Annotated in this window: 12 protein-coding genes; 5 read left to right on the top strand and 7 right to left on the bottom strand. The window is 64.0% G+C overall.

Translation table 11 applies throughout. The features are described 5' to 3' along the window. Positions 1-40: 40 nt before the first annotated feature. The 3 genes from topA to plsY form a co-directional block, all read right to left on the bottom strand. Positions 41-2,668 carry a type I DNA topoisomerase gene (topA, locus tag PQ467_RS05725; RefSeq protein ID WP_274175579.1) on the bottom strand — a complete coding sequence of 876 codons (2,628 nt, stop codon included), beginning with the start codon at positions 2,666-2,668 and terminating at the stop codon, positions 41-43. A gap of 347 nt (positions 2,669-3,015) precedes the next feature. After that, on the bottom strand, positions 3,016-4,233 hold the full coding sequence (gene dprA / locus PQ467_RS05720) for a DNA-processing protein DprA (RefSeq protein WP_274175578.1): 1,218 nt from the start codon (positions 4,231-4,233) through the stop codon (positions 3,016-3,018). Then, entirely contained in the window at positions 4,230-4,847 is a 618-nt protein-coding gene (plsY, locus tag PQ467_RS05715) for a glycerol-3-phosphate 1-O-acyltransferase PlsY (protein ID WP_274175577.1), read from the bottom strand. Before plsY ends, dprA begins: the two co-directional genes overlap by 4 nt. 119 nt (positions 4,848-4,966) lie before the next feature. On the opposite strand from plsY, the gene murI reads away from it, so the two are divergent. Together murI and hemA are read left to right on the top strand one after the other, a co-directional pair. Then, positions 4,967-5,782 carry a glutamate racemase gene (gene murI / locus PQ467_RS05710; RefSeq protein ID WP_274175576.1) on the top strand — a complete coding sequence of 272 codons (816 nt, stop codon included), beginning with the start codon at positions 4,967-4,969 and terminating at the stop codon, positions 5,780-5,782. 161 nt (positions 5,783-5,943) lie between these two features. After that, positions 5,944-7,158 (top strand): 5-aminolevulinate synthase, encoded by a 1,215-nt coding sequence (gene hemA / locus PQ467_RS05705; RefSeq protein WP_274175575.1) that lies wholly within the window; start codon positions 5,944-5,946, stop codon positions 7,156-7,158. Positions 7,159-7,408: 250 nt separating this feature from the next. Here hemA and pstB read toward each other — a convergent pair whose 3' ends face one another. The 4 genes from pstB to pstS are packed head-to-tail and all read right to left on the bottom strand — an operon-like array spanning position 7,409 to position 11,071. Beyond that, complete coding sequence (gene pstB, locus PQ467_RS05700) at positions 7,409-8,212, bottom strand: phosphate ABC transporter ATP-binding protein PstB (RefSeq protein ID WP_337995116.1); 804 nt, start codon at positions 8,210-8,212, stop codon at positions 7,409-7,411. 50 nt (positions 8,213-8,262) lie between these two features. Further along, positions 8,263-9,123, bottom strand: a complete 861-nt coding sequence (gene pstA / locus PQ467_RS05695) for a phosphate ABC transporter permease PstA (protein ID WP_274175574.1) — start codon at positions 9,121-9,123, stop codon at positions 8,263-8,265. Continuing rightward, the gene (gene pstC, locus PQ467_RS05690; RefSeq protein ID WP_274175573.1) at positions 9,123-10,061 is read right to left on the bottom strand and encodes a phosphate ABC transporter permease subunit PstC; all 939 of its coding nucleotides are present in this window, start codon (positions 10,059-10,061) and stop codon (positions 9,123-9,125) included. The genes pstA and pstC overlap by 1 nt, the downstream gene beginning before the upstream one ends. After that, on the bottom strand, positions 10,058-11,071 hold the full coding sequence (pstS, locus tag PQ467_RS05685) for a phosphate ABC transporter substrate-binding protein PstS (RefSeq protein ID WP_274175572.1): 1,014 nt from the start codon (positions 11,069-11,071) through the stop codon (positions 10,058-10,060). The genes pstC and pstS overlap by 4 nt, the downstream gene beginning before the upstream one ends. Before the next feature lie 389 nt (positions 11,072-11,460). On the opposite strand from pstS, the gene PQ467_RS05680 reads away from it, so the two are divergent. From PQ467_RS05680 to PQ467_RS05670, 3 genes are all read left to right on the top strand, one after another. Next, on the top strand, positions 11,461-12,981 hold the full coding sequence (locus PQ467_RS05680; protein ID WP_274175571.1) for a hypothetical protein: 1,521 nt from the start codon (positions 11,461-11,463) through the stop codon (positions 12,979-12,981). Beyond that, on the top strand, positions 12,981-13,571 hold the full coding sequence (locus PQ467_RS05675; RefSeq protein WP_274175570.1) for a nucleotidyltransferase family protein: 591 nt from the start codon (positions 12,981-12,983) through the stop codon (positions 13,569-13,571). Before PQ467_RS05680 ends, PQ467_RS05675 begins: the two co-directional genes overlap by 1 nt. Positions 13,572-13,651: 80 nt before the next feature. Continuing rightward, a complete protein-coding gene (locus tag PQ467_RS05670) occupies positions 13,652-14,434 on the top strand; it encodes a 3-hydroxybutyrate dehydrogenase (RefSeq protein ID WP_274175569.1) in 783 nt (260 codons plus the stop codon). The last annotated feature ends 6 nt before the right edge of the window (positions 14,435-14,440 follow it).

Raw genomic sequence — 14,440 nt, 5'->3', positions numbered from 1 at the left:
GCGGGTTGTGCTCTCATCCGTTGCTTTAACCGCGCGCGGGTTAATCCTTCGCGGCGGCGGCCTTTTTCGCAGGCGCCTTTTTGGCGGAAGGCTTCTTGGCTGCGGCTTTCTTGGCGGCAGGCTTGGCCGCGGCCTCGCCATCGTCGGCCTTTTTCGCCGCTGCCTTCTTGGGCGCGGCCTTCTTCGCGGGAGCCTTTTTCTTGCCCTTGGTGCTCGGCCCCTTCGCGGCCTTTTCGTCGATCAGCGCGATCGCCTGTTCCAGCGTCAGCTTGTCCTGCTCGACAGCTTTGGGCAGCGTGGCATTGGTCGTGCCATCGGTGACATAGGCGCCGTAACGGCCCGCCAGCAGCTTGATCTCGCCCCCGGTGGTGGGATGGGCGCCAAACACCTTGAGCGGCTCGGCAGGGGCATTGCGGCTGCGCCCGCCGCCCGCCGCCGCCTCGGCCAGCTTGGTAACGGCAAGGTTCATGCCCGTTTCGAACACTTCGGCGGTGCTGCGCAGGCGCGCATATTTGCCATTATGCGCTAGATAGGGGCCATAGCGGCCAATGCTGGCGGTGATCGGTTCGCCCGTTTCGGGATGCGGCCCGATGGTGCGCGGCAAGGACAGGAGCTTGACCGCCCAATCCAGCGTCATCTCGCCGATGTCCTTGGGGATGGACGCCATCTTGCGCGTGTCGCCCTCGCCCATCTGGATATAGGGGCCAAAGCGGCCCGCCTTGCGCATGATCGGCTCGCCGGTTTCCGGGTGCTTGCCCAGTTCGCCTTCCTCGCCCGCGTCCGCGCTGCCGCCGGGCTGGGCGAATTTGCGGGTGAATTTGCATTCCGGATAGTTCGAGCAGGCGACAAATGCGCCATACTTGCCGCCGCGCAGCGACAAGCGCCCCGCCTCGCATTGCGGGCATTTGCGCGGATCGCTCCCATCTTCACGCGGGGGGAACAGGTAATCGGAGAGGAATTCATCGAGCGCCTCGGTCACTTCCGAGGGCTTCTTCTCCATCACCTCGTCGGACTTGGGCTTGAAATCCTTCCAGAACGCTTCGAGCACCGTGCGCCATTGCGCCCGCCCGCCCGACACATCGTCCAACTCGTCTTCCATGCCCGCCGTAAAATCATAAGCGACATAGCGGTCAAAGAATCGCTCAAGGAAGGATGTCAGCAGACGCCCCGTTTCCTCGGCAAAGAAGCGGTTCTTTTCAGTGCGCACATAGGCGCGATCCTTCAGCACCTGCAACGTCGCCGCATAGGTCGAGGGACGCCCGATGCCCAATTCTTCCAGCCGCTTGACCAGCGACGCTTCGGAATAGCGCGGCGGAGGCTGGGTGAAATGCTGGGTGGCCTCCACGCCCTGCTTCATGGGCATGTCGCCCTTGTTCATCAGGGGCAGCAGGTTCGCATCGTCATCATCGTCCGACTTGTTATCGCGGCTCTCGTCATAGACCGCCATAAAGCCGGGGAACTTGACCACCTGACCGGTCGCGCGCAGTTCATGCATGCCCGTGCCGTCGCGCATGGTCACCGTGGTGCGCTCCAGTGCGGCGCTCGCCATCTGGCTGGCCAAAGCGCGCTTCCAGATCAGGTCATACAGGCGCGCCTCGTCGCCGCTGCCATAATGGTCGCGGCCAAACTCGGTCGGGCGGATGGCTTCGTGGGCCTCCTGCGCGTTCTTGGCCTTGGTTTCATAATGGCGCGGCTTTTCGGGGCAGTAATGGCCGGAAAAACGCTCGGTGATTTCGCGGCGGGCGGCGGCAATGGCGCTGGGGTCCATCTGCACGCCATCGGTACGCATATAGGTGATCGCGCCCGCCTCATACAGCGTTTGCGCCACGCGCATCGTGTGGCTGGCCGAAAAGCCCAGCTTGCGCGCCGCTTCCTGTTGCAGCGTCGATGTGGTGAAAGGCGGATAGGGATTGCGGCGGACCGGCTTGGTTTCCACCTCCTCGACGCGGAAGGCACCCTGCTCGACCGCTTCCTTGGCGCGCTGGGCAATGCCCGCATCGCCAAGGCTCAGCTTCTCCAGCTTCTTGCCTTCAAACTTGACCAGCCGCGCGGGGAATTGCGAGCCGTCATGCATCATGCGCGCGATGACCTGCCAATATTCCTCGGGCTTGAAGAGTTCGATCTCGCGCTCGCGCTGAACGATCAGGCGCAGCGCCACCGACTGCACGCGGCCCGCCGATTTCGCACCCGGCAATTTGCGCCACAGCACCGGCGAAAGCGTGAAGCCGAACAGATAGTCGAGCGCCCGCCGCGCCAGATAGGCGTCGATCAAATCCTGATCCAGCTCACGCGGATGCTTCATCGCCGTGGTGACGGCATCTTTGGTGATGGCGTTGAAGGTAACGCGCTCCACCTCCTTGGGCAGAGCGCGCCGCTTGGCCAGCAATTCGCGTACGTGCCAGGAAATCGCCTCACCCTCGCGATCAGGGTCAGTCGCCAGGATCAGTCGGTCGGCCTGCTTGGCCAGATCGGCAATCTCGCGCACGCGGGCCTGCTTGTCGCCATAGAGTTCCCAATCCATCGCGAAGTCTTCATCGGGGCGCACCGATCCATCCTTGGGCGGCAGATCGCGGATATGGCCATAGCTGGCCAGCACGCGGTAATCCTTGCCGAGATACTTCTCGATGGTCTTCGCCTTGGCCGGGGATTCGACAATAACAAGCTGCATGGTTTCTCTTGTACTATCTAAGAGGGATACTCTGGCCGCCGTGGCCGCAAGGCCGACGAACCGGCTTTGCCCCCGATTGAAAGACTTGTGAAGCCCGTCTGCCCCAAGGAGCGGACCGGGGGCAAACGGCGCCTCACGTATACGCGCGAGGGTGGCGGGAGCGGTGGGCCTTCGTCAAGAGGGCGTAAGATGCCGCCATTTCCATGATAATTTGACAGGGATAAGACACAGGCCGTTTCGTTACGGACCTATCACGGCTTTACCCGGCGCGGCCGGGCGCGGAAAATCCACGCGCTTTTACGGAGCCCGCGATGCGAGATTTCACCCCCCGATCACACCCACCTCGATCATACAATGCGGCTGACCCGGCCCCCGGCATGGCGGCGGATCACCCCGGCCAATTCCAGCTCGATCAGCGCCATCTGAACACCCCCCGCGCTCAGGCCCGTCTGGCGCACGATCTCGTCCACCCCCACCGGGGCCAGGCCCAGCAGCGCGGCAATCCGGTCATTGGCGTCAGTGCTGGCGTCCGCGTCTTCTGGCGCCTCCTGCGCGTCCGTCTCCTCGCCAAAGCCCGCCAGAGCGTCGCTGCCTTCCTCATGGAAATGCGAACGCGGCACGCCGTCGAAACTGGCGATCAGCTCGATAATGTCCTCGGCCCGCTGGATCAGGATGGCGCCGTCGCGGATCATTTCGTTGCAGCCATGGCTGCGCGGGTCCAGCGGCGATCCAGGCACCGCCATCACCTCGCGCCCGTAATCGCCCGCCAGCCGCGCGGTTATCAGCGATCCGGACTTGAGCGCGGCCTCGACCACCACGGTGCCCGCGGCGATGCCGGCGATGATGCGGTTGCGCGCCGGGAAATGACGGCGCGTCGGCTCGACGCCGGGCGGCGCCTCGGTCAGCAGCAGGCCCTCCTCGGCAATGCGCGATTGCAGCGCGGCATTGTCCGGTGGATAGCTGATGTCGATGCCGCCGCCGATGACGGCAATCGTGCTCGCGCTGGCATAGGATTCACCGCGCCCGGCCAGCGCGCCCTCGTGGGCGGCCGCATCAATGCCGACCGCTAGGCCCGACACCACCGGATAGCCCGCCTCGACCAGCCCACCGGCAATTTCGCGGGCCAGCCGCATCGCCGCCGCGCTGGCATTGCGCGCGCCCACCATCGCCACGGGCGCGGCCCGCGACAGATCGGCCCGCCCGCGCGCGATCAATAATGGCGGGGCCGAATCGACCTGACGCAGCAGAGGGGGATAATCGGGCGAATCATGAAAGATATAGCGCGCACCCGCCGCGCGGACGGCCTTGATCTCTGCCTCGATAACGCCTGCATCCACCGCGCGATAGGGCTGACGGCCCTTGCCGCTGGCGCGCCCGTCGCCCCGCGCCGCCAGATCGGGCAGCGCATCGAGCGCCCGCCGTGCATCGCCAAAGCGGCGCAGCAACTGGCCATAGGTCACCGGCCCAATGTTGGGCGATCGGATCAGACGGATGCGCGCCAGCCCCTCCTCGCGGCTCAGGGTGAAACCCGCGCCGGTCTGTGCTTCCTCGCCTGCTCCGCTCATCCCTTTTTCGCGCCCACTTTCGGTTCGGTCCCGGCGCGCAGGCGGGCGATGTTCTCGCGATGCTGATACAGCACCAGCGCGGCCAGCGCGGCCAGCACCGGCACCATGACCGTATGCCCCAGCGCCAGCGCGCCAATGGGCGCGGCCAGCGCAGCGCTCATCCCACCCACGCTGGAAATGCGCGAGAGTTTGAACATGCCAACCCACGCCAGCAGGCAGATCAGCCCAACCGGCCACGCCAGCCCCAGCGCCACGCCCAGCATCGTGGCCACGCCCTTGCCACCCTTGAATTTCAGCCAGACCGGGAAGCAATGGCCCACCATCGCCCCGGCCCCGCCCGCCAGCGCCAGCCAAGTTGCCCCGGCGGCCCCATCGGCAAAATGCCCGGCAGGCAGCAGGCCCGCGATCAGCACCGCCGCCGCCCCCTTGCCGCCATCGAGCAGCAGCGTTGCCGCCGCCAGACCTTTACGCCCGGTGCGCAGCACATTGGTCGCCCCGATATTGCCCGAACCGATCGAGCGCAGATCGCCCGCACCAAAGGCCCGTGTCAACAGCAGGCCAAAAGGCACCGAACCCAGCGCATAACCCAGCACCGAGGCCACCATCAAAGACATCGTATCCACCTTTTCCTGCACCAATCGGCGCGTTCACCCCTCCTTTAGTCGCAGCGGTGATTTTGTCGAACCCCCTTCTCTTTCCTTTTTGCCGCAATCGCTCGTAAAGAGGGGCCGACATGGCACCGACTCCCCCCGCACAGATCGCCCCTACCGCCCCTGTCCTGCTGTTTGATTCCGGCGTTGGCGGCTTGTCCGTGCTGGACGCGCTGCGCCGCCATCTGCCCGATGCGCCGGTGATCTATGTGGCCGACAATGCGGGCCTGCCCTATGGCAACAAGAGCGAGGCGCAGATTGCCGCGCGCGTGTCGGGCCTGCTGGGGCGGATGACCGAGCGTTTGCGCCCGCGCCTCGTCTGCATCGCGTGCAACACGGCCAGCACGATTGCTCTGGCCAGCGTGCGCGAAGTGCTGGAGGTGCCGATTGTCGGCACGGTCCCGGCCATCAAGCCCGCCGCCGCGATGACGCAGACCGGCGTGATCGGATTGCTGGGCACGCAGGCGACGATCCGGCAGGCCTATGTGGATCGACTGGAGCATGAATTTGCCGCCGGTAAACGCCTTTTGCGCCATGGTGCGCCCGAACTGGTCGAGGCGGCGGAGGCGAAATTGCGGGGTCTGCCGGTCGAGTCCCGATGGGTTGCGCGCGCGGTTGCGGGGCTGCGCGATCAGCCCGGCGGCGATCAGATCGACACGGTGGTGCTGGCCTGTACCCATTTTCCGCTGCTGACGCAGGAATTGGGCGAGGCGTTTGGCCCGGATGTCCGCTTTATCGACGGGGCCGACGGCATCGCGCGGCGCATCGCCTTTCTGACGCAAGGTCAGGAGTTTAGCCGTAACGAAGAGGACATGGCCCTGTTTACCAGCGGAGACGGGATCGCCGGGCTCGAACCCGCTCTGGAGCAGCGCGGATTGATGCATCTGGGCGTGTTCTGATTGCCTTCATGATCGCTCTGCGATGATGCCGAATACTACTTTTGGACAGAATGCCCTATCACACTGTTTGACTCTGGTCATTTTATGCATCCCCTCATATGCTCTAGACGGGGGAGAGCCGGAAAGCCGGATCCATACGGTGCCGTTCAGGATAAGAGCCAGTGAACTACGATCAGATTTTCGACGCAGCTATCGACCGCCTGCATTCCGAAGGGCGGTATCGCGTGTTTATCGACATCCTGCGTAACAAGGGCGCCTATCCCAACGCGCGCTGTTTTGCCGGACATAACGGCCCCAAACCGATCACGGTGTGGTGCAGCAACGACTATCTGGCGATGGGGCAGCACCCCAAGGTGATCGCCGCGATGGAAGAAGCGCTGCATGACGTGGGCGCGGGCAGCGGCGGCACGCGCAACATCGGCGGCAACACCCATTACCATATCCAGTTGGAAGAAGAACTGGCCGACCTGCATGGCAAGCAGGGCGCACTGCTCTTTACCTCCGGCTATGTGTCGAATGATGCCACGCTCTCGACGCTTGCCAAGATCCTGCCCGGATGCGTGATCTTTTCCGACGAATTGAACCATGCCAGCATGATCGCCGGCATCCGCAATTCGGGCGCGGAAAAGAAGGTGTTCCGTCACAATGACGTTGAGCATCTCGAAGAACTGCTGAAGGAAACCGATCCCAGCGTGCCCAAGCTGGTGGCGTTTGAATCGGTCTATTCGATGGATGGCGATATCGCCCCGATCCACGAAATCTGCGATCTGGCGGAAAAGTACAACGCGCTGACCTATATCGACGAGGTTCACGCGGTCGGCATGTATGGCCCGCGCGGCGGCGGCATCACCGATCGCGACAATGCCGCCCACCGTATCGACATTATCGAAGGCACGCTGGGCAAGGCTTTCGGCGTGATGGGCGGCTATATCGCGGCGGACAAACGCATCATCGACGTGATCCGCTCCTATGCGCCGGGTTTTATCTTCACGACTTCGCTCTCGCCGGTGCTGGTCGCGGGCGTGCTGGCTTCGGTGCGCCATTTGAAGGCCTCCTGCGTTGAGCGCGATGGCCAGCAGGCGGCGGCGGCGGGCCTCAAGGCCATGATGCGCGAGGCCGGTCTGCCGGTGATGAATTCGACCACCCATATCGTGCCGCTGATGGTGGGCGATCCGGTCAAGGCCAAAAAGATCAGCGACATCCTGCTGGCCGAATATGGCGTCTATGTGCAGCCCATCAACTTCCCCACCGTGCCGCGCGGGACCGAACGCCTGCGTTTTACGCCGGGACCGCAGCATACCGAGGCGATGATGCGCGATCTGACCTCTGCGCTGGTGGAAATCTGGGATCGGCTGGAGTTGAAGCTGGCGGCTTGATTTCGGGGGTTTTATGCCTCCGGCGGGCAAAGGGACTTGTCCCTTTGCAATCCCGTTAATGGGGTGGTGCCGGGTTGGCAGGGTTATTGGGTGGAAGTTAAAAGCCTGCGGCGCGGGGGGCTTAGGCTCAAAGGTGCCGCAGGCTTTTATATTTCAACGCTGCGTATTGCGCGCCTTGGCCGAAGCCATGGCACAACGCAGACAGTAACGGGAGCGCGAGGGACGAGTCCCTCGCACCTATCCCTTCTTCTCACCCATACCTACCCGTCACATAATCCCGCATCGCCGCCGTTGCGGGCCGCACAAAGGCCTCGCCCGAGGGCCGGAACTCGACCATTTTGCCCATCAGCATAAAGCCGGTGTAGTCCGAAATCCGCGCCGCCTGCTGCAGGTTGTGGGTGACGATGACGATGGTGAAACTCTGCTTCAATTCAATCAGCGCCGTTTCCAGCTTGGCCGTGGAGAGCGGATCGAGCGCCGAGGCGGGTTCGTCGAGCAGCAGCACTTCCGGCTCGACCGCGATCCCGCGCGCCACGCAAAGGCGCTGCTGCTGCCCACCCGAAAGGCTCAAGCCTGATTTGTCCAGCTTGTCCTTGACCTCGTCCCACAGCGCCGCGCGGGTCAGTGATGTCTCAACGATCTCATCCATCTGGGCGCGCGAGACATTGCGGTGCAGGCGCACGCCAAAGGCGATGTTTTCATAGATCGACATGGGGAAGGGCGTCGGCCGCTGAAACACCATGCCGATACGGGCGCGCAGCCGGGCATTGTCGCCATGGATGGGCGCGCCAGAAGCCGGCGGCGCATCCTCCACCGGCTCGCCCCCGCCCAGCAGGTTTTCGCCGTTGAACAGGATCTGCCCCTCGGCGCGCTGGCCGGGATAGAGGTCATAGATCTTGTTGAGCGTGCGCAGCAGCGTCGATTTGCCACAGCCCGACGGCCCGATCAACGCCGTGATCTTGCCCCGCGCCACCGGCAGATCGACGCCGAACAGCGCCTGATGCTTGCCATAGAAAAAGTTCAGCCCGCGCACGTCGAGCACCCGCTGCTCCATCGGCGGGGGCAGGATCACGCTGGCGACATCGCCCTGTTTGGCGTCAAAATTCACGACTGATGGCTCCCCCGCGCCAAAGCGCGTCCGATAATGTTGGCGGCAAGGACGGTAATGGCAATCAACAGCGCCCCCACCCATGCCAGCGCCCGCCAGTCGTCAAAGGCCGAGAGCGCGAATTGATAGATGGTGGTGGGCAACGCGCCCATCGGCTGGGTCAGGGCAAAGGAGAGGTTGGGATTGCCCAACGAGGTGAAAAGCAGAGGCGCCGTCTCGCCCGAAATACGCGCAAAACCCAAGAGCGCGCCTGTGACCAGACCGGGACGCGACGCGCGCCAGATGATCGCGCGGATGACATAGCTCTTGCCTGCCCCGATCGCCATGCCCGCCTCGCGCAACTGGTTCGATTGCAGGCGCAGGATGTCCTCGGTCGTGCGCGTCACCACGGGCGTCGCCACAAAGGCCAGCGCCACCGCGCCCGCCCCGGCGGAAAATCCATGCAGCGGCCGCACGAGAATTTCATAGACAAACAGGCCGATCAGGATCGAGGGCGCCGAGAGCAGCACATCGTTCAAAAACCGCACCACCTCGGCCAGACGCTTGCCCTCGCCATATTCGGCCAGCCATGTGCCGGCCAGAATGCCGATGACCACTGCCATCACCATGCCGATCGCGCACATTTCCAGCGAGCCGAGAATGGCATTGCGCAGGCCGCCGGGCATTTCGGGCGGGGGTTGATCCATGGTAAAAATATGCAGCCCGATGCCGCCCAGCCCATTGGCCACCAACGACCACAGGATCAGCAGGAGCGCGATCACCGCGACAGCGGTCGCCGCCATGGTCAGGCCGACAAAGCCGTAATTGACCAGCTTGCGCCGGGCATGGCGGTCGAACAGATGCCGGTTCAATGCCATCACGCCTTCTCCCGCCCGATCAGCAGCCGCGCGCCCACCAGCGCGGCAAAGGTGATCACAAACAGCACCAGCCCCAGCGCCAGCAGCGCCGAGACATGCAGATCGCTGCTCGCCTCGGCAAATTCATTGGCGATGGTGGAAGCAATCGTCGAACCGCTGGCAAACAGGCTGCGCGGAAATTCGTGGCTGTTGCCGATGATGAACGTCACCGCCATCGTCTCGCCCAGCGCGCGGCCCAGACCCAGCATCACCGCGCCAATCGCGCTGCGGCGGATATAGGGCAGCATGATCCGGCTCACCACCTCATAGGGGGTGCAGCCCATGCCATAGGCCGCCTCGCGCACATGGGTGGGCACGGAGAGCAGCAATTCGCGCAGCACCGTGGCGATATAGGGCAGCACCATGATCGCCAGGATCATCGCGGCGGTGAAGATATTCGCGCCATTGGGGATGCCTTCAAACAGATGGCCCCAGAAACTGTCAGGATCGACCACATAGAACAGCGGCAATTGCACATGCAGCGCAAACCACGGCGCCAGCACGAACAGGCCCCACATGCCGTAAACAATCGAAGGGATGCCCGCCAGCAGCTCGACCGCCATGCTGACATATTTGGCCAGCACCGAGGGGCAGAATTCCACCAGAAACACCGCGATCCCCACCGCCAGCGGCAGCGCCATCACCATGGCCAGCCCCGCCGTCACCAGCGTGCCGACAATCGGGCCTGCCGCGCCGTAATCCTCGGCCACAGGGTCCCATGCGGCCGAGATGAAGAACTTTGGCCCGAAATGCGCCAGCGCGGGCCAACCGCCGATCACCAGCGCGATCAGCAGGCCCGCCAACGTGGCCATCAACACCATCGCGGCGGAAAAGCACAAAGCCTGAAAAAACGCATCCTGTCGCGCCGCGCGCGAGGGGCCAGCCGTCTCCACGCTCATTTGCCGCCCCCGATTGCCCGCCATTGCTGGCGCACCATGGTTTTCAGCGAGGCAGGCAGCGGCACATAGGACAGGCGCGCCGCCGTGGCATCGCCGCGCGCAAAGGCCCAGTCAAAGAAACGCAGCACCGCGCGGCCCTTTTCCGGGCGCTCCTGCTCGCGGTGCATCAGGATGAAGGTCGCCCCCGAGATCGGCCATGCCCCGCCTCCCGGTTGGTTCAGCAGCAGGACGTAATTGCCCGCCGCCCGCCCCCATGGCGCGGCGATCGCCGCGGCGGCAAAGCTGGCCGGTTCGGGCGTGGGGAATTGCCCTGCGGCATTCTGCACGCGGGCATAGCTGACCTTGCCCTTACGTGCGTAAATATATTCGACATAGCCCAGCGCGCCATAGGTCTGGCGCACAAAGGCCGCCACGCCGTCATTGCCCTTGCCGCCAATCCCGGCGGGCCATTTGACGGCATCGCTTGCCCCCACGGCATGCGCCCAATCGGGCGAGGTTTGGGCCAGATAGGAGGTGAAAAGGAAAGTCGTGCCCGAACCATCGGCGCGGTGAACCACCGTGATCGGGAAAGGCGGCAATTTCAGCCCCGGATTGAGCGCGGCGATACGCGGATCGTTCCAGCGCTTGATCCGCCCCAGAAAAATGTCGCCCAAGAGGCGGCCCGAGAGCCGCAATTGCCCTGGCCCGATGCCCGGCAGGTTGAACACCGGCACCACCCCGCCAATCACAGCAGGAAATTGCACCAGCCCCGCCCGGTTCAACTCCTCGGGCTTCAAGGGCCGGTCTGTGGCGCCGAAATCGACGGTATGGGCGATGATCTGGCGCACCCCGCCGCCCGAGCCAATGGATTGATAATTCAATTGATCCCCGCTGGCGGCGGCATATTCGCGGGCCCATGCCTGATAGAGCGAGGCAGGAAAGCTGGCCCCCGCGCCGGTGAACGATTCGGCCCCGGCAGGCGAGATCATCGCCAGCCCAAGGCCGAACGCCAGCACGGTTTTGCGAAACATGGGCGATTCTCCAGCAATGGGCAGACTTCGCCCACATCGGGCGCTAGACATTCCATATGACAACTTTGTGACAATCGCCAAGTCGCGGCACGGGCGCGCCTTTTTCTCCAAACCGAAGCGAAAGGTCCGCCCTCACGCGGTTTTTGCGCAGGCGCGGCCATACCATGTCATATAAGTGTCATTTTAACCGCACACGCCCTTGCCCCGCAACGCTTTATCGCCTCACCGACGATTATCTATCTATCCCGATCCGCATGGCGGCCCTAAACTGGGGTCAATTGGATCGATGCGCCGACCGGGTCCCGGCGCGATGCGATCACGGCGGCCGGTTTGCGCCATCACCGCTGTCCTCGCGGCCCATATGGCTTATGCCACAAGGAATTCGTTCGATGGATTTGCTCAAGCCCTTCGCTCTGGCCCTGCTTGCTTCGACGGCTTTGGCGCCGGGCGCGGCGGCGGCATCGGGGCAAACGGCCAAGCCCAGCCCCAGCCTTCAGGCCCAATTGCAACAGGCGCAGGCGCAAATGGCGCGGATGCAGGCCCAGATCGACGCGCTGGAAAAGAGGCTCACCGCGCTGACCGCGCCCAATGCTGCTGATGCCGCGCAAGTAGCCCAGACCCAAACGCAGGCCCAGCCCACGCCCGGCGGCGGCGCCCCGGAAACGCCCACGCTGGCTTCGACCGCCGAAACCGCGCGCCATGCCGACGCCACCGCCGCACAGGCCTTGGCCAGCGCCGAGAAAGCGCAAGGCGCCATCGCCCTGACCCAGCGCGCCGTGGCCGCCACCAAATGGGCCGCCAACACCTCGATTTCGGGCGAAATGTTCCTGAACCTGAGCAACATTACCCAGCACACCGCCGGCGCCAACAATGCCGCCAATGGTGTCGGCGTCAATCTCAAGCGCGCCTTCATCGGGGTAAATCACCGCTTTACCAGCAAGGTTTCCGCCGCGATCCTGCTCGACGCCGATAATGTCACCGGCCAGCCCACCGCCGTCAATCCGCCCAATTCCTCGGCCAATCTGGTGGGCAAGGGCATTTATGTGCGCAACGCCTATGCCGAGGTAAAATTGCACCCGGCGCTGACCATCCGGCTGGGCGCGGCGGAAATGCCCTGGATCTCCTATGCCGAGGCGGCGGAAAACCAGCGTCACGTCGAACGCTCGCTGCTTGAACGGATCGGCTATGGCAATCCGGCCGACTGGGGCGTCCACCTCTCGGGCGACTTCCTGCGTCAGGGCACGACCAGCCTCTCCTATGGTCTGGCCGTGGTCAATGGCGGGGGCTATCGTCAGGCCCGCGTGACCAAATCGGTGGACGTGGAGGCGCGCCTGTCGGGCACATGGAACGGCTTTTATGCCGCCGCCGGGGGCTATTACGGCAAGCGCGGCAATGACATCGAAACGCTGGCGGGCAATGGCGCCTCCTCCTTCCGCACGGCCTCGCGCATTGATTTCATGGGCGGATACAAGAGTTCGGTGATCGGCATCGGCGGCGAATATTTCTATGCCCGCGATTGGAACAATGTGGCGGTCAATCCCGCCGTCAACGCCCTTTCGCAGGATACGGCCAGCGGATGGTCGGCCTTTGGCCACTACAACCTCTCGCGCCAATGGCGGGCCTTCCTGCGCTATGATCAGGTCCACCCCAACCGCATGACGGTGCGCGATTTGCAGGATGACCTGTTCATCGGCGGCCTTCAGTTCTCACCGCTCAAATATGTCGATCTGGCGTTGGTGTACAAGCGCGAGACGGTCAACGGCGGGTCGCTGGCCACCAGCAATGGGGTGATCGGTTGCGGGGGTACTGCGACACCTAATTTCTTTGCCACGGTTGCTGGCCCCTCGGCGCTGTGCAAGGGCAACGGCACCTATGACGAAGTGGGGCTGTTCACCGCGATCCGCTTCTGATGCGGCTTGAAGTCATCCTGTTGGCGGCGGGATGGTCGCGGCGGATGGAGGGCGTGGACAAGCGGCTCCTGCCGTGGCGCGGGGTGCCGATGGTGCGCCATGCCGCACAGGTCTATCTCGGCCTCGGCCTGCCGGTGGTGGTGGTGGGCCGGGCCCAGGATGCAGCCTTGGCGCAGGCGCTGGCCGGGCTGGAGGTGCGTCTGGTGGCCAATCCTGATGCGGCGGCCGAACAGGGCGCTTCGGCGCGGGTCGGGTTGGCGCAATGTGGGCTGGACGGCGACGGGGTGATCTTTGCGCTGGCGGACCAGCCTTTGCTGCGCGAGGAGGATATTGCCGCGCTGATCGCCGATTTTGCCGCCCATCGCGATGCTGTCATCATCCCGCGCCATGATGGCGTTCGCGGCAATCCGGTGGTCATGCCGGGGGATCTGGCGCGCACTCTGAACGGCGCTGCGGCGCAGGTCGCACCGCGCGCGTGGATCGACCGCCACGCCGCGCGCATCGTCTGGCACGAGGCGGAACATTCGCGTTTTACCAGCGATATAGATAGGCCGCAGGATACGGATCGCCTGCGACAATACGAAAGTTGATTCATCATTCAGGATGGCTAGGTTAGCCATCCGACGGCGCGTGCGATGCCGTAAGAGATGACACGAGGAGTGAACCGGCAATGAAACTCGACAAGAAGGTTTGCATCGTCACTGGCGCGGCCAGCGGCATTGGTCTGGGCATCGCGCGGCGTTATGTGTCCGAAGGCGCGCTGGTGGCGCTGGCCGACCTCAATCTGGACGCGGCGCAGGCGGCTGCTGCCGAATTGAACGCGGCCGGGCCGGGTCAGGCCATCGGCATCGCCATGGATGTGACCAGCGAGGAACAGGTCAATGCCGGCGTGGCGCAAGTGGTCGAGAAATGGGGCACGGTTGACGTGCTGGTCTCGAACGCGGGCATCCAGATCGTCAATCCGGTGGAAAATTTCGCCTATGCCGACTGGAAGAAGATGCTGGCGATCCATCTCGACGGCGCCTTTTTGACCAGCAAGGCGGTCTTGCCGCATATGCAGGCGCAAGGTTCGGGTGCAATTCTGATGATGGGCTCGGTCCATTCCAAGACCGCCAGCCCGCTCAAGTCCGCCTATGTCACCGCCAAGCACGGCCTGCTGGGTCTGGCGCGCACGATTGCGCGCGAGGGAGGCAAAAAGGGCATTCGCGCCAATGTGATCTGCCCCGGCTTTGTCAAAACGCCGCTGGTGGAAAAGCAGATCCCCGAACAGGCCAAGGAATTGGGCATTTCCGAGGAGGAAGTGGTCAAGAAGGTCATGCTGGGCGACACGGTGGACGGCGAATTCACCACCGTCGAGGACATTGCCGAGGTGGCGCTGTTCTTCGCCTCCTTCCCGACCAACGCGCTGACCGGGCAATCGCTGATCGCCAGCCACGGTTGGTTCATGGAATAAAGCCGG

This window comes from Novosphingobium sp. KACC 22771 (assembly GCF_028736195.1).
GTDB lineage: Bacteria > Pseudomonadota > Alphaproteobacteria > Sphingomonadales > Sphingomonadaceae > Novosphingobium.
This window is presented reverse-complemented; position numbering and strand designations above follow the sequence as displayed.